Source organism: Rhizobium sp. AN5 (genome assembly GCF_900215255.1).
GTDB lineage: Bacteria > Pseudomonadota > Alphaproteobacteria > Rhizobiales > Rhizobiaceae > Agrobacterium > Agrobacterium tumefaciens.
In genome coordinates, this window is sequence record NZ_OCMJ01000004.1 from 1,066,685 (window position 1) to 1,084,279 (window position 17,595).

The window sequence follows — 17,595 nt, forward strand, 5'->3', positions numbered from 1 at the left end:
GTAGACCTCTCCTTCGTCATCCTCGGGCTTGTCCCGAGGATCTAACGACCCACAAGATTAAACGTGATTAGATCCTCGGGACAAGCCCGAGGATGACGTCGAGATTGGGGGATGACATCGCTTGCTGCCGGGATCAACGCCCGGCTTTTTCTATTGTGAGACGGAGCCCGATCATGTTTTTTATCCGCACGGCAGGTTTGCGAGATATCGAGCCGGTACGCACCTTGCTCGCCACGACATGGCACGCCACCTATGACGCGATCTACGGCGCAGACAAGGTGAACGAGCTGATAGCCGCGTGGCATTCGCCGCAGGCCATGAAGGACCGCGTTGAGAAAAAGGGCGGTGAGTTTCTGGTGGCTGATGATGGCAAGCGGATCGGCGGAATGGCTTATGGCTCCATGTCCACCAAGATGGCGAAAACCGCGTTACTGCACCAGCTTTACGTAGCACCCGATCTTCAGCGTCAGGGCGTCGGCCGCGATCTCTTCGCCGAGCTTGAAACCTGCTTTCCGGATGCGGAAATCATGCGTCTGGAAGTGGAGCCCAAAAATACTGTCGCAATAGCCTTTTATGAAGGCGTAGGTTTTACCGAGGTTGACCGAATCGAGCGTATGGCGGGTATCGATGGTTTTCCCGGTATCGTCATGGAAAAGAGCCTGAAACGATGAATGCGACAATAGACACGCTGATAATCCGCACGGCACGGCAAGAGGATGTTCCCGCACTCGCGGCCATCTATGCCGCTGACGAAATCGGAGGCCACGGCGATACGGCCGACGAATCGGCGCTGCCGGACTATCTCGCGGCCTTCCGCGATATCGGGGCGTCTCCCACAGAGACGCTTTACGTGGCGGAACTGGACGGCGAGATCGTCGGCACTTTCCAGACGGCCATCCTCACCAAGCTTATCGGGCGCGGCGCCAAATCCATGGTGATTGAAGCGGTGCAGACGCGGCCCGACATGCGCGGCCGTGGCATCGGTGCGGTCATGATCAACTATTGCCTTGATGAAGCGCGCGCCAAGGGCATGAAAGCCGTACAGCTCACCTCCAACGTAGCGAGGCTCGATGCCCATCGCTTTTACGAGCGGCTGGGTTTCGAGAAGCGGCATTTCGGTTTCAGGATGAAGCTGAAATAGCGCGGATATATCGGGAAATACTGGACAATCGCCGTGAGGGGCGGCATAAGCTTGTCTTGTGCCGTGCACGGAAAATCGCTGCGGCGCATTCAAGCCCGAGGAACGCATAATGAAGACTCTCCTGACGCAAATCTTCACCTGGTGGAACGGCCAGACGATCGGAACGCGGTTTCACACCTGGCGTTTCGGCAAGAAGGTCGGACAGGACGAGTTGGGCAACACCTATTACGAAGGCGGCACCACCTCCTGGGGCATGCCGCGCCGTTGGGTGATCTATAATGGTTATGCCGAAGCTTCGGCCATTCCGCCCGGCTGGCATGGCTGGATGCACTACCGCACCGACGTGCCGCCGAGCCAGGAAACCTACGTTCCGCGGGAATGGCAGAAGGCACATCAGGCCAACCTCACCGGCACATCCAAGGCCTATCGCCCACAGGGATCGCTGGCGGTCGCGGGCGAGCGTCCACGCGTAACCGGCGACTACGACGCCTGGACCCCCGGCAACTGAGCCGGGCAAAATGAGCATTGTGATGCGCGGTGTTGTGCAAAACGCCGAGCTTGGCACCCGACCTCACCGGTTTTTGCCACATTCCGCCCTTACGCGTTGATCCGGTCGTCGTCCCGACACAGGCAATTTTTTGGAGACATATCGTATGAGGATATTCACGCGGGATCGTTCTTTGCGTGCGCTGACAGTCTCGCTGTTTGCAGCGGTCTCTGCTGTCATCCTCGTGTCGCCCGTCTCCGCCGCCCGTCTCGAAAACCGCGTGGCAGTGTTTTCCGGCATCGACAAGATCACCGGCCGCATTACGTCCTTCGATGTCTATATCGACGAAACGGTTCAGTTCGGCGCGCTCCAGGTGACTCCTAAGGTCTGTTACTCGCGCGACCAGACGGAAGCCCAGAAGATCGATGCTTTCATCGAGGTGGATGAAATCACTCTCGACCGCAAGATCAAGCGGATTTTCACCGGCTGGATGTTCGCCGACAGCCCCGGCCTCAATGCCGTCGAGCACCCGATCTATGACGTATGGCTGACGGGCTGCAAGCAGGACTCCGAAGTTCCCGCTCCCTCAACGGCAAGCAAATAACGTTACGTTATGATTTTTAGAATTGCAGGTCTGGCTGGTTGACGGCCTGATCGAGCATTTTCGCGTATTGCTGCTTCGGCACGTCGATCGCGCCGAATGTCTTCAGATGCTCGGTGGTGAATTGAGTGTCGAGCAGCACGAAACCGCTTGCTCTCAGCCGCTCCACCAGATGCACGAGGCAAATTTTCGAGGCGTTGGTGCGGCGGGAAAACATGCTTTCGCCGAAGAATGCGGCCCCAAGCGACACGCCGTAAAGCCCGCCGACAAGTTCCTTGCCATCCCACGCTTCGACACTATGGGCATGGCCGATCTGGTGCAGTTCGGTGTAGAGCTTGCGAATGGTGGCGTTGATCCAGGTGCTCGGCCTGTCAGGCGCTTCCGCCGCACATCCTGCCATCACCGCTTCGAAAGCGGTATTGAAGCGTATCTCGAACGGCTTCTTGCGCATCGCCTTGGCGAGGCTTTTGGAAATGTGGAAATCGTTGAGCGGAATGATGCCGCGTATTTCCGGCTCGACCCAGAAAAGCTCAGGATCGTCAGCCGAATCGGCCATCGGAAACAGGCCGGCGGAATAGGCGCGCAGCAATATATCGACGGTTATGCCGTTATTTTTGCTGCGCCGCCCAACCATATCTCTTAGTGAGACGCATCACCGGCCAGGTATTTTTCCAGCCAGTGAATGTCGTAATTGCCGCTGAGGATATCTTCGTTCTGAAGAAGATCCTGGAAAAGCGGGAGCGTGGTCTTGATGCCGTCGACGACGAACTCGTCCAGTGCCCGGCGCAGACGGCGGATGCATTCGTCACGGTCGCGACCGTGAACGATAAGCTTGCCGATCATGCTGTCGTAATAAGGCGGGATCTTGTAGCCCTGATAGGCACCCGAATCGACGCGCACTCCAAGGCCGCCCGGCGTATGGAAATAGGTCAACGTGCCGGGGGAGGGAACGAAGGTGCGCGGGTCCTCGGCATTGATACGGCATTCGATGGCATGGCCATGGAATTCGATATCCGCCTGCGTGACCGACAGGCCCTGTCCCGAAGCAACCCTGATCTGTTCCTGCACGAGGTCCATGCCGGTGATCGCTTCCGTGACCGGATGTTCCACCTGAAGACGCGTGTTCATTTCAATGAAATAGAACTCGCCGTTTTCGTAAAGGAACTCGATGGTGCCGGCACCGCGATATTTCAGCTTGCGCATGGCGCTTGCGCAAATTTCGCCGATCTCCATGCGCTGTTCAACGGTAAGGGCCGGGGAGTTTGCCTCTTCCAGCACCTTCTGGTGACGGCGCTGCAGCGAGCAGTCGCGTTCGCCAAGGTGAATGGCGTTGCCTTCGCCGTCGCCGAAAACCTGCACTTCGATATGGCGCGGCTTGCCGAGATATTTTTCCATATAAACGGCGTCGTTGCCGAACGCAGCTGCCGCTTCGGAGCGGGCCGTCGAGACCGCTTCGTCGAGATCCGCTTCCGTCTTCGCCACCTTCATGCCGCGACCGCCGCCGCCTGCCGTCGCCTTGATCAGGACCGGGAAACCGATCGTCCGGGCGATTTCGAGCGCATTCTCGGGCTTTACTTCGCCGTCGGAGCCGGGAACCACGGGAATACCGAGTTCCTGCGCCGTCTGCTTGGCGGTGATCTTATCGCCCATAAGGCGGATATGCTCTGCGGTCGGTCCGATGAAGGTAATGCCGTGCGCGTCGAGGATATCGGCGAACTTGGCGTTTTCCGACAGGAAGCCGTAACCGGGGTGAACGGCGTCCGCACCGGTGATTTCGCAGGCCGCAACGATCTGGTGGATGTTGAGGTAGCTGTCACGCGAAGGCGGCGGGCCGATGCACACACTTTCGTCGGCAAGGCGCACATGCATGGCGTCCGCGTCTGCGGTGGAGTGCACGGCGACTGTCGGAATGCCAAGCTCCTTGGCAGCGCGCAGGACGCGCAGCGCAATCTCGCCGCGGTTGGCTATGAGGATCTTCGAAACCATGCTGAACCGCCTTTATTCGATGACCACGAGAGCTTCACCATACTCCACGGGCTGTGAGTCGTTGACGACGATTTCCACGACCTTGCCGGACTTCGGAGCCGGGATCTGGTTCATGGTCTTCATGGCTTCGACGATGAGGATGGTCTGGCCTTCCTTGACGGTCGCGCCCACTTCGACGAACGGACGTGCGCCCGGAGCAGGCGACAGGTAGACCGTGCCGACCATTGGCGAGGTAACGGTATTGGCCGGGTTGCGGGCAGGTGCTGTGGCGACCGCAGGTGCTGCCGGAGCGGCAACTGCCGCCGCTGCAGGGGCTGGCACCGGTGCTGCGTAACCGGTGGGCGCTGCGGCATATACCGTGGTGGGCGGAGCGGCGCGGGAAACGCGGATGCGCAGGTCTTCCTGCTCCACTTCGATTTCCGAAAGGTCGGTATCGTTGAGGATATTCGCGAGCTCGCGGATCAGTTCCTTGTCGATACCCTGTTTCTTTTCAGACATGACAAACCCTATTCTTTGTTTCTTTTTATGCCGTGATGTTCTTCAGCGCGTGAAGCGCCATGATGTAGCCATATGGTCCGAAACCGCAGACCATGCCCTTCGCGGCGGGCGATACCATCGATTTGTGACGGAACTCTTCCCGCGCGTGGATGTTGGAAATATGCACTTCCACGACCGGCGTGGAAATCGCACGAATGGCGTCATGCAGCGCGATCGAGGTGTGGCTGTAGGCGCCGGGATTGATGACGACACCTGCCGCTCTCTCTCCCGCCTCATGCAACCAGTCCACGAGCACGCCTTCGTGGTTGGACTGGCGGAATTCCACAGCGAACCCGAGATCGGCACCAGCAGCAAGACAATCATTCTCGATGTCTTTCAGCGTCTTGCCACCATAGATACCCGGTTCCCTTTTTCCCAGCATGTTGAGATTGGGGCCGTTGATGACGATGATGATGTTGCTCATTCGTGTTTCCATAAGAAAATCAGCGACACCTATAGACTGCGCAGCCTTCAAGGAAAAGCCCCCGAAAGCCGTAAAGAGCCGGCAGGCCCGGCATCCACAGGGAATGCAGCGGCTTTTTGCGGAATCAGGAGCAGGTGGCTTTTCCGCAGCTGCGCATATTGGCGATTTTTTCCTTCAACGGGTCCGCACCAACAGCGCCGAAAACGGCCTCGTTGCCGACGATATAGGACGGTGTTCCTGTTATGCCGAGGCTGTTGGCGAGCTTGTAGGTTTCCTGCACCTGCGCGTCGTTGGGGTTTTCTGCCATCGATTTGCGGATGTCGGCTTCCTTGAGACCAAGCGACGTCGCGACTTCCATGGCGCTGTCTTCATTCGCCCGTCCGCGGCCGCCTAGCAAGGCCCGCTGGAATTCGGGATATTTGGCAGGCGCAAGCAGCTTGACGGCGTTGGAGACCCGATGTGCTGCGACCGATTCCGGCCCGAGGATCGGGAATTCCTTGAGCACGACGCGCACTTTCTTGTCCGTCTTCAGAATATTGTCCATGTCGCCCATGGCGCGTTTGCAATAACCGCAATTGTAATCGAAGAACTCGACCAGCGTGACGTCGCCGTCCGGATTGCCGAGCGCCAGATCGTATTTCGATTCGAAGATGGTCTTCTGGTTGTCGGCCACGGCTTCCGCCGCCTTGGCGTTGCGGGTCGCATATTGCTTTCGTTCAAGCGCGTCCTGAACCTCAAGCATGATCTCGGGGTTCTCGATCAGATATTGCTTGATGAACTCGCCCATTTCCTTCTTCTGCTTGTCATCGAGGGCATGGGCGGGCAGAGAAGCGAAAGCCATTGAAAGGGCCGTTACGCTGGCGAGAAGGGTTGAACGGAGAAGATGCGCCATATCGGTCCTCATACTGTGCGGCCAATGCCTCATGAATGTTATGATGCAATTACCTTACTTTAAGCCAAATGCCATACGCCAAAAATAGTTGTCCGCATTATGGTCGCACGATTGTGAAGCGTGTGATTCTGGGGCAAGTCTCTGAAATACGGTTCAGGAAAGAGCATGCCCTTGATAACGATGTCGAAGCGGAGCGCAGTCGAACCCTTTCACGCCATGGATATTCTGGCGGAGGCGAACCGGCGACGGCAGGCGGGACGCCCCGTCATTTCCATGGCGGTCGGCCAGCCTTCCCATCCCGCACCGAAAGCCTCTCTGGCGGCCGCGCAGGAGGCGCTGAAGCATGGGCGGATCGGCTATACCGATGCGCTGGGCTTGCGTGAGTTGCGCGAAGCGATTGCCGGCCACTACCGGCTGCGCCACCAGGTTATCGTCGATCCGGCGCGCATTGCCGTTACCACCGGGTCTTCTGCCGCTTTCAACCTCGCCTTCCTCAGCCTTTTCGATGCCGGTGATCATGTCGCGATCGCAAGGCCCGGTTATCCCGCCTATCGCAATATCTTGAAAGCGCTTGGCCTCAATGTCGTGGAAGTTCCGGTAACGGCGGAAACCGGCTATACGCTGACGCCTGCCAGCCTCGAGCGGGCGGAAACGAGGGCGGGCTGCAAGTTGAAGGGCGTGCTCCTGGCAAGCCCGGCCAACCCAACTGGCACGGTCACCGGCCGCGAAGCGCTGAAACGGCTCGCAAACTATTGCGAAAGCCGGGATATCGCCTTCATTTCCGACGAGATCTACCACGGCCTTACTTTCGTCGGCGAGGAAACGAGCGCGCTCGAACTCACCGACAATGCCGTCGTCATCAATTCCTTCTCGAAATATTATTGCATGACCGGCTGGCGCATCGGCTGGATGGTCCTGCCGGAAAATCTCGTCCGTCCGGTCGAGTGTCTCGCTCAGAGCCTGTATATTTCACCGCCGGAACTATCCCAGCTGGCGGCAACTGCAGCCTTTTCGGCGGCGGAGGAACTGGACGTCTACCGGGAAAGCTACCGCACCAACCGCGATTTCCTGATGACGCGCCTTCCGGAAATCGGCCTGCCGCTGGCGTCTCCCATGGATGGTGCATTTTACGCCTATGTCGATACCAGCCGCTTTTCCAATGACAGCATGGATTTCGCCAAACGCATGCTGGCGGAAATCGATGTGGCGGCGACGCCCGGCATGGATTTCGATCCAGAGGAGGGCCACAGGGCGCTGCGCATTTCCTATGCGGGTTCGGTGTCGGATATTGCCGAGGCCGTTGGGCGCATTGCGGGCTGGCTGAAATAAACCGTTGGGTTCTTCTCCCCCTTGGCGGGGATCAGACGGGCGAGCAACCGAAGGTGCTGGCAAAGGCCTTTTCACCCTTTGTGGTGAAGGTCAGCACGCGCCCGTTTCCTTGCCGCAGCCAGTCGCGCTGCTGCATGGCTTTCAGAAGCGATGCGCCGAGCCCGCCGCCGAGGTGGTGACGGCGTTCGCTCCAGTCCAGGCAATGCAGGCAAACCGGGCGCCTTGCCTTTTCCAGCGGCGAAAGATCAATGCCAAAGCTCGAGAAGAAATCCCGCCCGCTATCTGTAAGTGCGGGATCGTCGCCTGACGTCACGAGACCTTTTGCGGTGATGGTGGAAAGCAGTGCTACGCCGCTTTCTCCCGCCAGATGATCGTAACAGATTCGCGCCTCTCGAAGCGCGGTGTCCTTTGGTCCGGTGCGTACGCGCACGGCCCCGGTGCGCTGCGCAAGTCCCATCAGCGCTTCCAGAACCTGCGCCACATCCGCGTCGGAAAGACGAAAATAGCGATGCCGCCCCTGTTTTTCCGCTTTCAGCAATTGGGCGTCGGAGAGTTTTGACAGATGCCCGCTGGCGGTCTGCAGGGTCACGCCGGCGGCTTCGGCAAGCTCGCTTGCCGTCAGCGCACGTCCGTCCATCAGCGCCGTCAATATGTTGGCGCGGGCGGGGTCGCCGATCAGGGCGGCGACATTTGCGATCAAGGGTCCGTCTTTCATAGTTCGATGATAGCCGAAGCATTGATGTGAGGCAATGGCGTAAACAGGGAAGGCAGAACACGAGGAGACCGACGATGCTGACTTGTTTCATCCGTTACGAGATCGACCCCTTCAAGGTCGATGCTTTCGATCAATATGCCCGCAACTGGGGTGAGGCGATACCGCGCTGCGGCGCCGATCTGGTCGGTTATTACGCGCCGAAAGAGGGATCGAGCACTATTGCCTACGGCGTCTATAATATCGAAAACCTTGCCGCATACGAAGCCTACCGGGCGCGACTTGCCGCCGACCCGGCAGGGCGGGAAAATTATGAATTCGCCCGGCGCGAGCAATTCATCCGCCGTGAGGACCGGCTGTTCCTGAGGCTGGCATCTGCGCCCCATGGCGGAGGCGGACGATGATCGCCGTCATCTTCGAGGTCTGGCCGGCTGAGGGCGAAAAACAGCATTATCTCGATATTGCCGCCAGCCTGCGCGCCGAGCTCGAAACCATCGACGGCTTCCTGTCCGTCGAACGCTTTCAGAGCATCAGCAATCCCGACAAGATGCTTTCGCTGTCATTCTTCAGGGATGAGGAGGCGGTGAAGGCATGGCGCAACACCGCGCCGCATCGCGCAGCACAGTCGCTGGGGCGGTCAGGCGTCTTTTGCAATTACCGCCTGCGTATCGCCACCGTGATGCGGGACTATGGTCTGAAGGAGAGGGAGGAGGCCCCGACCGACAGCAGACAGGTCCATGCGGCGGATGATCAAGTGCGGCGTTGACGGGCCTTCAGATCAGTTTTTCTTCAAGCCGGTCCAAGGCTTTCTGGTTCGAACTCGCTGCCAAAACCCGCTATAGATGGAGCGGGTTATGGATGGAGAAGGGCTGCCACGCGGCGGTCCGCCCGATTGGACATGGAGAGAAGAACGATGTCGGCAGAAAAAGTGGCGATTGTGACGGCAGGCGGCAGCGGCATGGGGGCGGCCGTGGCGAAACGTCTAAGCGCTGATGGTTACAAGCTCGCGGTCCTGTCGTCCTCCGGCAAGGGAGAGGCGCTGGCGAAGGAACTGGGCGGCATCGGCGTCACCGGCTCCAACCAGTCCAACGACGATCTCAATCGACTGGTGGAGCTGACGCTCGAAAAATTCGGTCGTATCGACGTTCTCGTGAACAGTGCAGGCCACGGCCCCCGCGCCTCCATCCTCGATATCACCGATGAGCAATGGCACACGGGTCTCGATGTCTACCTGATGAACGTCATACGCCCGACACGGATCGTGGCTCCATTCATGGTGAAACAGAAAGCCGGGTCGATCGTCAACATCTCGACTGCCTGGGCTTTCGAGCCGAGCAGCATGTTCCCGACTTCTGCAGTGTTCCGCGCCGGCCTTGCCTCCTACACCAAGATTTTTTCCGATACCTATGCGGCCGACAATGTGCGCATGAACAATGTTCTGCCCGGTTGGATCGATAGCCTGCCAGCCACGGAAGAGCGCCGCCAGGGTGTGCCGATGCAGCGTTACGGAACGAGCGAGGAGATAGCCGCAACCGTTGCCTTCCTGGCCTCGGAAGGTGCGGGTTACATCACCGGCCAGAACATCCGCGTCGATGGTGGTCTGACACGGTCTGTTTGACGACTGGCATATCCGGCTTCCGTCACCCCGGACTTGGTCCTGGGCCAGAGCGGTCAAGTCCTTGATCGCGAGAGATTTCTTTCAGGGCGCAGACGCGCCGTGGCTGGATGCCGGATCGATTGATGCCGGATCGATTACGGCATGAGAGAAACCTAACATCCGCCAACAAAGCAAAACGCCCGCAACATGGTTGCGGGCGTTTTTCGTTTCAGTGTCTTCTATCAAAAGAAGCCTTTGCGCTGCCACCAGCCGCCCTTGCGCGGCTTAGGCTCGTCGCCTTCAGGGTTGACGGGCGTGCCCGACGAGGTCACGACCGGCTCCGAATTCGAGACATTGCTGCCCCGGTTCGCGCGAACCTTTTCTTCCGTCGCCGGTGCTCCGGCTTCCGAACCCAGATCGGCCGAGGCTTCACCCACTTCGTCGAGGGCGACATCGACGACGGTTTCCACAACGACTGCGGGTTCGACGATCACCGGCTCGACCGTTTCAACGGTTTTGGCTGCGACTTCAGCCTGCGGTGCCGCTTCAGCCGGCGGTACGTCTTCGGTCTTGGCCTTCGCCTTGCGGGTGCGGCGCGGTTTCTTCGGGGCTTCCGCTTCCACAACGTCGGCAACCACACCTTCCACCACTTCGGCAGCGGCAGGCTCTTCGGTTACGGGTGCTGCGGCGGAAACCTCTTCGCTTTCGCTTTCCGTTTCGCCTTCTTCGTCGGACTCAGTGCCTGCGGCATCGAGGGCCTCATCTTCAGCACGGTTGCGACGGCCGCCACGCTTGCCACGACGGCGACGCTTGCGCTTGCCCTCTTCATCGGAGCTTGCAGCTTCGTTCACACCGTTTTCATCGGCGTCGTCTGCGGCTTCATCGGTTTCGACGCCATCTTCGTCGTCCGCATCATCAGCGCCGCTGTCATCGCCAGCCTGCGCATCAACTGCACCGTTCTGGTCATTCTGTCCGCCCTTGCCACGACGGCGACGACGACGCTTGCGCTTGCGCTTGCCGTCTTCACCGTTGTCGCCCTGCTGCTGTTGCTGGCGCGGCTCGCTGGCCTGCGCCTTGACGATTTCTTCCTCTTCTTCGTCCTCTTCCGCCTCAACGACGAAATCGTCTTCCTCTTCCACGAAGCTCGGGAGCATCTGGATAAGGCTTTCGATCTTCACCGGATTTTCAACCGCTTCACCGCGATCGATGGCGAAATGCTGGGCGCCAACGCCGGCGTCGGCAGCAATGATGATCGCCACACCAAAGCGGCCTTCATAATCGACAATGGTGCCGCGCTTGTGGTTGAGCAGGTAGAGAGCCGTTTCCGGCGTGCAGCGCACGGTAATGTTGTGGGTCGTGTTGCGCAGCAGATATTCCTCGACGCCGCGCAGCACGTGCAGCGCGATGGAGGATTCCGAGCGAACGTGACCCGTGCCGCCGCAATGCTGGCAGACCTGCGTGGTCGATTCCAGCACCGAAGCGCGGATGCGCTGGCGCGACATTTCCAGAAGGCCGAAATGCGAGATACGGCCGACCTGGATGCGCGCCCGGTCGTTTTTCAGGCAGTCCTTGAGCTTCTTCTCGACGGAGCGGTTGTTGCGCTTTTCTTCCATGTCGATGAAGTCGATGACAACAAGACCGGCAAGGTCGCGAAGACGCAGCTGGCGAGCCACTTCTTCCGCCGCTTCCAGATTGGTCGTCAGCGCCGTTTCTTCGATGGAATGCTCGCGGGTCGAACGACCGGAGTTCACGTCGATGGCAACCAGAGCTTCCGTCTGGTTGATGATGAGGTAACCGCCTGATTTCAGCGTAACCTGCGGCTGCAGCATGCGGTCGAGCTGGGCTTCGATGCCCGAGCGCGAGAAGATCGGGTGGATGTCGCGGTAAGGCTGAACCACCTTGGCGTGGCTCGGCATCAGCATCTTCATGAAGTCTTTTGCTTCACGGTAGCCTTCTTCGCCCGAAACGATGATCTCGCTGATATCCTTGTTGTAGAGATCGCGGATCGAACGCTTGATGAGCGAGCCTTCCTCGTAAACGAGGCAGGGAGCCGTGGAGTTCAGCGTCAGCGTGCGGACGTTTTCCCACAGGCGCATCAGATATTCGAAGTCGCGCTTGATCTCGACGCGGGTGCGGTTGGCGCCTGCGGTACGCAGAATGACGCCCATGCCCTGCGGAACTTCCAGATCACGCGCGATTTCCTTCAGGCGCTTGCGGTCGGTCGGCTGGGTGATCTTGCGGGAAATGCCACCGCCGCGTGCAGTATTCGGCATCAGCACGGAATAACGGCCGGCAAGCGACAGATAGGTGGTGAGTGCGGCACCCTTGTTGCCACGTTCTTCCTTGGCAACCTGCACGAGAAGGATCTGGCGGCGCTTGATGACTTCCTGAATGCGGTACTGCTTGCGCGGCTTGCGGGCGACGCGATCGGGAACCTCTTCCATGGCGTCTTCGGCGCCGACGGATTCGATCACTTCCTTTTCGTGATGATCGTCATCATCGTCGTCATCATCATCGTCATTGCCACGGCGAAGACCCTCGACTTCCTCGGAAATCGTATCGGTATCGACCATGGCAGCCATTTCGCCGCCCGTGCTGCCGTCTTCTTCGGAAGAGGCCTCAGTGGTGTCGGAAACGGCTTCTTCTTCCGCAACCTTCTTCTTGGCGCGGGGGCGGCGGGTACGCTTCTTCGGTGCTTCTTCAGAAACGGCCTCGACGGCCACTACCGTCACGTCCTCGGATACCTCTTCGGCAGCGGCAACGGCAACGGTGTCGTCCACGACCACGGCGTCAGGGGTTTCGCTGACGGCAACGATGCCGACATCCGGCTGGTCCGCCTGCGACAGATCGACAGCCGGTGCGCCAGGCTCGGGGGCGTCAGCCGATTCGAAGTCGTCGCTGCGGCGATGATCCTCGGCTTCCGCCTTGAGGAGTGCCTGACGGTCGGCGAGCGGGATCTGGTAATAGTCAGGGTGGATTTCCGCAAAAGCGAGAAACCCGTGGCGATTTCCACCGTAATCGACGAAGGCCGCCTGAAGGGAGGGCTCAACCCTCGTGACCTTGGCAAGGTAGATATTGCCGCGGATCTGTTTCTTGTGCTCCGATTCGAAGTCGAATTCCTCGATCCGGTTCCCACGGACAACGACTACGCGTGTCTCCTCTTCGTGGGAGGCGTCGATAAGCATTTTGTCTGCCATGTAAGCTGTGCTCCTCGGCGCAGCCTTGTTTTATACGAGAACAGGCCCGCCACACGGACGAGCCTTTCATATGAGTGCAAGGATGTGCCGGAAATGAAGTCTCCAGCCGGGCCTCTGTAAACTGGCAGCATCCGGACCGACGGCGAGGCGCTTGGCCTGCTCCTGGTATCCGGTTCATATGAAAACTGCTGCGACATCATTGGCCAGGCGGAACGACAATAATATATAGACCCCTTGGGGTCCGATGAATTTGCTCTCCTCAGAGCAGCGGTGGCATTGCCACCGGGTAGGTCTCCGGCCACGGCCGGAATTGATCCAGTTTCAGGATAAATGTAACGACGGCAGATGATTGCCCGTTTTGCAGCGCCAGCGTCTTTTTCGATTGGCAGCCGGCGGGCATCTATCCCGTCAACACTTTTAACCCTCATCCTTGTTGTATGTTTTCTCTGTCATAATAGCAATAGGCTGGCTAAATATGCCATATTGTTGGTGGAATTTCCGGGTTAACAATTGGTTCACCAACGCCTGCGATTGTGGGGCGCAAACGCACAAACACGCGTCCGGCGTGGCCGAAATTACGACGTTCCCGGCACTTTGCCGCACCATTTATGAAAAATGACTGAAATACGGAATTTCTTGAAGACCATGAATTTCACGCGCAGCGCAGCGATATTCGATGGGGCAGGGCCGCTTGGCGCGCGAATCGCGCGGCTTGCGGGTGCCCTTGTCTTGCCGGTTGTCTTTTCGGTCGCCGCATTCGTCTCCTGCGTTGCACAGGCCTTCGCCGTGGAGCCGCTCATCGCCAATCAGGCACGCATCATCGGCGACGAGGCGCGCACGCGCATCGTTCTCGATTTTGCCGAGGAGCCGGAATTCGACATTCACTATCTCGATTCGCCCGCCCGCATCGTCGTGGACTTTCCTGCGGTGAATTTTGCGTTCCCCGCATCGGCTCTGGCGCCAACCGGCCTTTTCTCGGACATTCGCTTCGGTAGCATGGGGCAAAACAGCGCCCGCATCGTGCTGACGGCAAAAAAACCGGTTCAGGTGGCAGTTGCCGAAACCAAGAAGGGCGAGGACGGCACATCGTTCCGTTTCGTACTGGATGCGGAGATCACCACCAAGGCCAAATTCGCCGAACTGGTGAAAGAGCAGCAATGGCGCGCGCCAGCCCCGGTCTCGACAGCGGCGATCACGCCTGACGACAAGACATCGCGGCAGACGGATTTCGTCATCGCTGTTGATGCCGGCCATGGCGGCATCGATGCCGGCGCTTCCGGCGGCGTAACCGGCACGGAGGAAAAGGTCATCACGCTGACCTTTGCCAAGGAACTTGTGGAGCGTATGAACCGGGAACCCGGCATCAAGGCGTTCCTGACGCGTGATTCCGATACGTTTCTCGCTCTGTCCGAACGCGTGACGATCGCCCGGCAGAACAATGCCAACCTGTTCATTTCATTGCACGCCGATACACTGAAGCAGAAGGGCATCCGGGGCGCGACCGTCTATACATTATCCGACCGCGCCTCAGACCGCAGGGCGCAGGAGCTGGCCGAGCGCGAAAACAAGTCCGACCAGATTGCCGGTGTGGCAGCCTCCAGCGAGCCGCCTGAAGTCGCCGATATCCTTCTCGATTTCACCCGGCGCGAGACGCAGGCCTTTTCGGTGACGCTGGCCGAAAATATCGTATCGTCCTTCGAGGGACAGGTTGGCCTCATCAATAATCCGCATCGCTATGCCGGTTTCATGGTGCTGCGTGCCCATGACGTGCCATCGGTGTTGCTGGAACTCGGCTTTCTCTCCAATCCGGAAGATGAAAAACTGCTTCTTGATGCGGAATGGCGCAAGAAGGTCGCCGATACGCTTGCAACTGCGGTCGGACGATACCGCACCAAGGCCATGGCGAACGGCGGCTGACGGGCCGGGCGGGTAAGCGGCGCCCCCGTTGTCGCCGTGCCCCTTGCTGCCGAAAAGCTGTTCAATTCTTGGGCCTTGCGGACGATTAGGTTGGTGAAGCCCTATTTTACTCACATTCGCCGCGTTATTGCGGAAGCGGATTCTGTGGTGATCCGCCAGTGCGGCTGGAACCGCAATTGCGGCAGTCGGCCCGGTAACATATCAGCGAATGCTGTCGTTCCGGCTTGTCATCGAAGGTATGGTGTGCAAAACGGCACGCGATATGCAAGGATGCGCCCGTATCATCGGGCGTTGATGGTTACGATTCGAATTATCGGTAGCTTGGTATGATCAGACTGATTGGATATTTTTTCGGCTTGGCCAGCGTGCTCTTCCTGTGCGCCGCCGCCGTCGGTGCAATTTATTTGCACGGCGTGACGAAGGACCTGCCGGATTATGCAGTTCTGAGCACTTATGAGCCGCCGGTGACGACCCGCGTGCACGCCGGCAACGGTGCGCTGATGGCGGAATACGCCCATGAGAAACGCCTGTTCCTGCCGATCCAGGCTATTCCGGACCGCGTGAAGGCAGCCTTCCTTTCGGCGGAAGACAAGAATTTCTACAATCATCCCGGTGTGGACATCTGGGGCCTCGGTCGTGCCGTTCTCGTCAACCTCCAGAATCTCGGCTCGGGCCGTCGCCCGGTCGGCGCCTCCACCATCACCCAGCAGGTGGCGAAGAATTTTCTGCTCACCAACGACCAGACCTTCGACCGCAAGCTCAAGGAAGCGCTTCTGTCCTTCCGCATCGAGCAGACCTATTCCAAAGACAAGATCCTCGAGCTTTATCTCAACGAGATCTTTTTCGGCCTGAATTCTTACGGTATCGCCGGTGCGGCACTCACCTATTTCAACAAATCGGTCACGGAACTGACGATCGCGGAGACCGCCTATCTCGCATCGCTGCCGAAGGGCCCTGCCAACTACCATCCGATCCGCCGCGAGAAGGCGGCGCTGGAGCGCCGCGACTGGGTGATCGACCGCATGGCCGAGAACGGCTACATCACGGTCGGCGATGCCGAGGATGCTAAGAAGCAGCCGCTTGGCGTCAATCTGCGCCGTGGCGGCGCGCATATCTTCGCGTCTGACTATTTCGCCGAGGAAGTCCGCCGCCAGATCGTCGAGAAATACGGCGAGCAGGCGCTTCTTGAAGGCGGCCTTTCGGTTCGCACCTCTTTCGATCCGCAGATCCAGATGGAGGCGCGCAAGGCGCTTCAGGACGGTCTGGTGCAATATGACGAGCGTCGCGGTTTCCGCGGACCCGTCGAAAAGATCGAGACGACCGGTGACTGGACTGCGGCGCTCGCCAAGGTAAAGGGCCTTCGCGACGTTCCCGAATGGAAGATCGCGGTTGTCCTCGCCGTTGCTGCCGATGGCATCGATATTGGCGTGCAGGTCGACCCCGATGCCGAGGATGGCGACAAGCGCACACGCGGCCATATCTCCGCTGAAAACATGCGTTGGGCCTATCGCGATGCCACCGGCAAAAAGCCGACGGCTAAGTCGCCGGTTGGCGTTCTGGCTGTGGGTGACGTCGTTTACGCACAGCCGCTGTCCGGTTCCGGCAACGAATATCGCCTGCGCCAGCCTCCGAAGGTGCAGGGCGGCATGATGGTGATGGACCCGCACACCGGCCGCGTTCTGGCCATGGTCGGCGGCTTCTCCTATGCGCAGTCGGAATTCAACCGCGCCACGCAGGCGATGCGCCAGCCCGGCTCCTCCTTCAAGCCGTTCATCTATGCGGCTGCACTCGACAACGGCTATACCCCAGCCTCGGTCATTCTCGATGCGCCGATCGAGGTTGTTTCGGGCGGCCAGGTCTGGAAGCCGCAGAATTACGGCGGGGGTTCCGCCGGTCCTTCGACCCTGCGTCTCGGCATCGAAAAATCCCGTAACCTCATGACCGTGCGTCTGGCGCAGGACATGGGCATGAATCTGGTGGCGGAATATGCCGAACGCTTCGGCATCTACGACAAGATGCCGCCGCTTCTGGCAATGTCGCTCGGTTCGGGTGAAACCACCATCATGCGCATGGTCTCGGCCTATTCTGTGATCGCCAATGGCGGCAAGCAGATCAAGCCGACGCTGATCGACCGCATCCAGGACCGTTACGGCAAGACGATCTTCCGGCATGAGGAGCGTGCCTGCGAGGGCTGCAACGCCACCAGCTGGCAAAATCAGGACGAGCCGGTCATCGTTGATAACCGCGAGCAGGTTCTCGACCCGATGACCGCTTACCAGACGACCTCCATGCTGGAAGGTGTCGTGCAGCGCGGCACGGCGGCGGGCAAGATCAAGGTCGATCTGCCGGTTGCCGGCAAGACGGGCACCACCAACGATGAAAAGGACGCCTGGTTCGTCGGTTACACGCCGGACATGGTTGCCGGTCTTTATATCGGCTTCGATTCGCCCGCACCGCTTGGGCGCGGCGGCACCGGTGGTTCGCTGTCGGCACCGATCTTCGGCGAGTTCATCGCCGATGCTGCCAAGCACCTGGAACCGAGCAAGTTCATCGTGCCTGAAGGCATGAAGTTCATCGCCGTCAACCGCAAGACCGGCATGGCGGCTTCGGAAGGCGAACCGGACACCATCATGGAAGCCTTCAAGCCAGGCACCGGCCCGGCCGATACCTTCTCGGTGATCGGCGCGGAAGGCATGTCGCAGGACGATATTCTGAAGACCTCGCCACAGGCCCAGCAGGCCATCACCGGCGGTGGCGGCGGTCTTTATTGATACC

17 protein-coding genes are annotated in these 17,595 nt (G+C 59.3%); 10 read left to right on the forward strand and 7 right to left on the reverse strand.

The features are described from left to right. Nucleotides 1-173: 173 nt before the first annotated feature. From CRP02_RS17670 to CRP02_RS17685, 4 genes are all read left to right on the forward strand, one after another. On the forward strand, nucleotides 174-671 hold the full coding sequence (locus tag CRP02_RS17670) for a GNAT family N-acetyltransferase (RefSeq protein WP_097102358.1): 498 nt from the start codon (nucleotides 174-176) through the stop codon (nucleotides 669-671). Continuing rightward, the gene (locus CRP02_RS17675; protein ID WP_097102359.1) at nucleotides 668-1,141 is read left to right on the forward strand and encodes a GNAT family N-acetyltransferase; all 474 of its coding nucleotides are present in this window, start codon (nucleotides 668-670) and stop codon (nucleotides 1,139-1,141) included. The genes CRP02_RS17670 and CRP02_RS17675 overlap by 4 nt, the downstream gene beginning before the upstream one ends. Nucleotides 1,142-1,250: 109 nt before the next feature. Next, nucleotides 1,251-1,649 (forward strand): NADH:ubiquinone oxidoreductase subunit NDUFA12, encoded by a 399-nt coding sequence (locus tag CRP02_RS17680; protein ID WP_013635978.1) that lies wholly within the window; start codon nucleotides 1,251-1,253, stop codon nucleotides 1,647-1,649. A 145-nt stretch (nucleotides 1,650-1,794) separates the two neighbouring features. Further along, complete coding sequence (locus CRP02_RS17685) at nucleotides 1,795-2,232, forward strand: DUF2155 domain-containing protein (RefSeq protein ID WP_013635979.1); 438 nt, start codon at nucleotides 1,795-1,797, stop codon at nucleotides 2,230-2,232. A 16-nt stretch (nucleotides 2,233-2,248) separates the two neighbouring features. On the opposite strand, the gene aat is transcribed toward CRP02_RS17685, so the two are convergent. The 5 genes from aat to CRP02_RS17710 form a co-directional block, all read right to left on the reverse strand. Then, a complete protein-coding gene (gene aat / locus CRP02_RS17690) occupies nucleotides 2,249-2,863 on the reverse strand; it encodes a leucyl/phenylalanyl-tRNA--protein transferase (RefSeq protein WP_003512757.1) in 615 nt (204 codons plus the stop codon). A gap of 5 nt (nucleotides 2,864-2,868) precedes the next feature. Next, a complete protein-coding gene (gene accC / locus CRP02_RS17695) occupies nucleotides 2,869-4,215 on the reverse strand; it encodes an acetyl-CoA carboxylase biotin carboxylase subunit (protein WP_097171841.1) in 1,347 nt (448 codons plus the stop codon). 12 nt (nucleotides 4,216-4,227) lie between these two features. Continuing rightward, nucleotides 4,228-4,713, reverse strand: coding sequence for an acetyl-CoA carboxylase biotin carboxyl carrier protein (accB, locus tag CRP02_RS17700; protein WP_097171842.1), 486 nt, complete (start codon nucleotides 4,711-4,713; stop codon nucleotides 4,228-4,230). A 25-nt stretch (nucleotides 4,714-4,738) separates the two neighbouring features. Then, nucleotides 4,739-5,176, reverse strand: a complete 438-nt coding sequence (aroQ, locus tag CRP02_RS17705; protein ID WP_003496340.1) for a type II 3-dehydroquinate dehydratase — start codon at nucleotides 5,174-5,176, stop codon at nucleotides 4,739-4,741. Nucleotides 5,177-5,300: 124 nt separating this feature from the next. Next, on the reverse strand, nucleotides 5,301-6,068 hold the full coding sequence (locus tag CRP02_RS17710; protein ID WP_003512760.1) for a DsbA family protein: 768 nt from the start codon (nucleotides 6,066-6,068) through the stop codon (nucleotides 5,301-5,303). 171 nt (nucleotides 6,069-6,239) lie between these two features. Between CRP02_RS17710 and CRP02_RS17715 the strand changes: the two genes are divergently transcribed. Further along, entirely contained in the window at nucleotides 6,240-7,397 is a 1,158-nt protein-coding gene (locus tag CRP02_RS17715) for a pyridoxal phosphate-dependent aminotransferase (RefSeq protein WP_025593298.1), read from the forward strand. A 31-nt stretch (nucleotides 7,398-7,428) separates the two neighbouring features. On the opposite strand, the gene CRP02_RS17720 is transcribed toward CRP02_RS17715, so the two are convergent. Next, nucleotides 7,429-8,112 carry an ArsR/SmtB family transcription factor gene (locus CRP02_RS17720; RefSeq protein ID WP_097171843.1) on the reverse strand — a complete coding sequence of 228 codons (684 nt, stop codon included), beginning with the start codon at nucleotides 8,110-8,112 and terminating at the stop codon, nucleotides 7,429-7,431. A 74-nt stretch (nucleotides 8,113-8,186) separates the two neighbouring features. On the opposite strand from CRP02_RS17720, the gene CRP02_RS17725 reads away from it, so the two are divergent. The 3 genes from CRP02_RS17725 (at nucleotide 8,187) to CRP02_RS17735 (ending at nucleotide 9,727) form a co-directional block, all read left to right on the forward strand. Further along, the gene (locus CRP02_RS17725; protein WP_097171844.1) at nucleotides 8,187-8,513 is read left to right on the forward strand and encodes an NIPSNAP family protein; all 327 of its coding nucleotides are present in this window, start codon (nucleotides 8,187-8,189) and stop codon (nucleotides 8,511-8,513) included. Next, nucleotides 8,510-8,875, forward strand: coding sequence for an antibiotic biosynthesis monooxygenase family protein (locus tag CRP02_RS17730; RefSeq protein WP_097171845.1), 366 nt, complete (start codon nucleotides 8,510-8,512; stop codon nucleotides 8,873-8,875). The genes CRP02_RS17725 and CRP02_RS17730 overlap by 4 nt, the downstream gene beginning before the upstream one ends. A 147-nt stretch (nucleotides 8,876-9,022) precedes the next feature. Next, the gene (locus CRP02_RS17735; protein ID WP_097171846.1) at nucleotides 9,023-9,727 is read left to right on the forward strand and encodes an SDR family oxidoreductase; all 705 of its coding nucleotides are present in this window, start codon (nucleotides 9,023-9,025) and stop codon (nucleotides 9,725-9,727) included. A gap of 221 nt (nucleotides 9,728-9,948) precedes the next feature. On the opposite strand, the gene CRP02_RS17740 is transcribed toward CRP02_RS17735, so the two are convergent. Further along, a complete protein-coding gene (locus CRP02_RS17740) occupies nucleotides 9,949-12,903 on the reverse strand; it encodes an Rne/Rng family ribonuclease (protein WP_097171847.1) in 2,955 nt (984 codons plus the stop codon). 645 nt (nucleotides 12,904-13,548) lie between these two features. Between CRP02_RS17740 and CRP02_RS17755 the strand changes: the two genes are divergently transcribed. Continuing rightward, a complete protein-coding gene (locus CRP02_RS17755; RefSeq protein ID WP_097172830.1) occupies nucleotides 13,549-14,820 on the forward strand; it encodes an N-acetylmuramoyl-L-alanine amidase in 1,272 nt (423 codons plus the stop codon). A gap of 326 nt (nucleotides 14,821-15,146) precedes the next feature. Next, the gene (locus tag CRP02_RS17760; RefSeq protein ID WP_097171848.1) at nucleotides 15,147-17,591 is read left to right on the forward strand and encodes a penicillin-binding protein 1A; all 2,445 of its coding nucleotides are present in this window, start codon (nucleotides 15,147-15,149) and stop codon (nucleotides 17,589-17,591) included. Nucleotides 17,592-17,595 lie beyond the last annotated feature (4 nt).

Coding starts and splice junctions, on each gene's coding strand:
- CRP02_RS17670 (WP_097102358.1), top strand. CDS start 174: ATGTTTTTTATCCGCACGGCAGGTTTGCGAGATATCGAGCCGGTACGC.
- CRP02_RS17675 (WP_097102359.1), top strand. CDS start 668: ATGAATGCGACAATAGACACGCTGATAATCCGCACGGCACGGCAAGAG.
- CRP02_RS17680 (WP_013635978.1), top strand. CDS start 1,251: ATGAAGACTCTCCTGACGCAAATCTTCACCTGGTGGAACGGCCAGACG.
- CRP02_RS17685 (WP_013635979.1), top strand. CDS start 1,795: ATGAGGATATTCACGCGGGATCGTTCTTTGCGTGCGCTGACAGTCTCG.
- aat (WP_003512757.1), bottom strand. CDS start 2,863: ATGGTTGGGCGGCGCAGCAAAAATAACGGCATAACCGTCGATATATTG.
- accC (WP_097171841.1), bottom strand. CDS start 4,215: ATGGTTTCGAAGATCCTCATAGCCAACCGCGGCGAGATTGCGCTGCGC.
- accB (WP_097171842.1), bottom strand. CDS start 4,713: ATGTCTGAAAAGAAACAGGGTATCGACAAGGAACTGATCCGCGAGCTC.
- aroQ (WP_003496340.1), bottom strand. CDS start 5,176: ATGAGCAACATCATCATCGTCATCAACGGCCCCAATCTCAACATGCTG.
- CRP02_RS17710 (WP_003512760.1), bottom strand. CDS start 6,068: ATGGCGCATCTTCTCCGTTCAACCCTTCTCGCCAGCGTAACGGCCCTT.
- CRP02_RS17720 (WP_097171843.1), bottom strand. CDS start 8,112: ATGAAAGACGGACCCTTGATCGCAAATGTCGCCGCCCTGATCGGCGAC.
- CRP02_RS17725 (WP_097171844.1), top strand. CDS start 8,187: ATGCTGACTTGTTTCATCCGTTACGAGATCGACCCCTTCAAGGTCGAT.
- CRP02_RS17730 (WP_097171845.1), top strand. CDS start 8,510: ATGATCGCCGTCATCTTCGAGGTCTGGCCGGCTGAGGGCGAAAAACAG.
- CRP02_RS17735 (WP_097171846.1), top strand. CDS start 9,023: ATGTCGGCAGAAAAAGTGGCGATTGTGACGGCAGGCGGCAGCGGCATG.
- CRP02_RS17740 (WP_097171847.1), bottom strand. CDS start 12,903: ATGGCAGACAAAATGCTTATCGACGCCTCCCACGAAGAGGAGACACGC.
- CRP02_RS17755 (WP_097172830.1), top strand. CDS start 13,549: ATGAATTTCACGCGCAGCGCAGCGATATTCGATGGGGCAGGGCCGCTT.
- CRP02_RS17760 (WP_097171848.1), top strand. CDS start 15,147: ATGATCAGACTGATTGGATATTTTTTCGGCTTGGCCAGCGTGCTCTTC.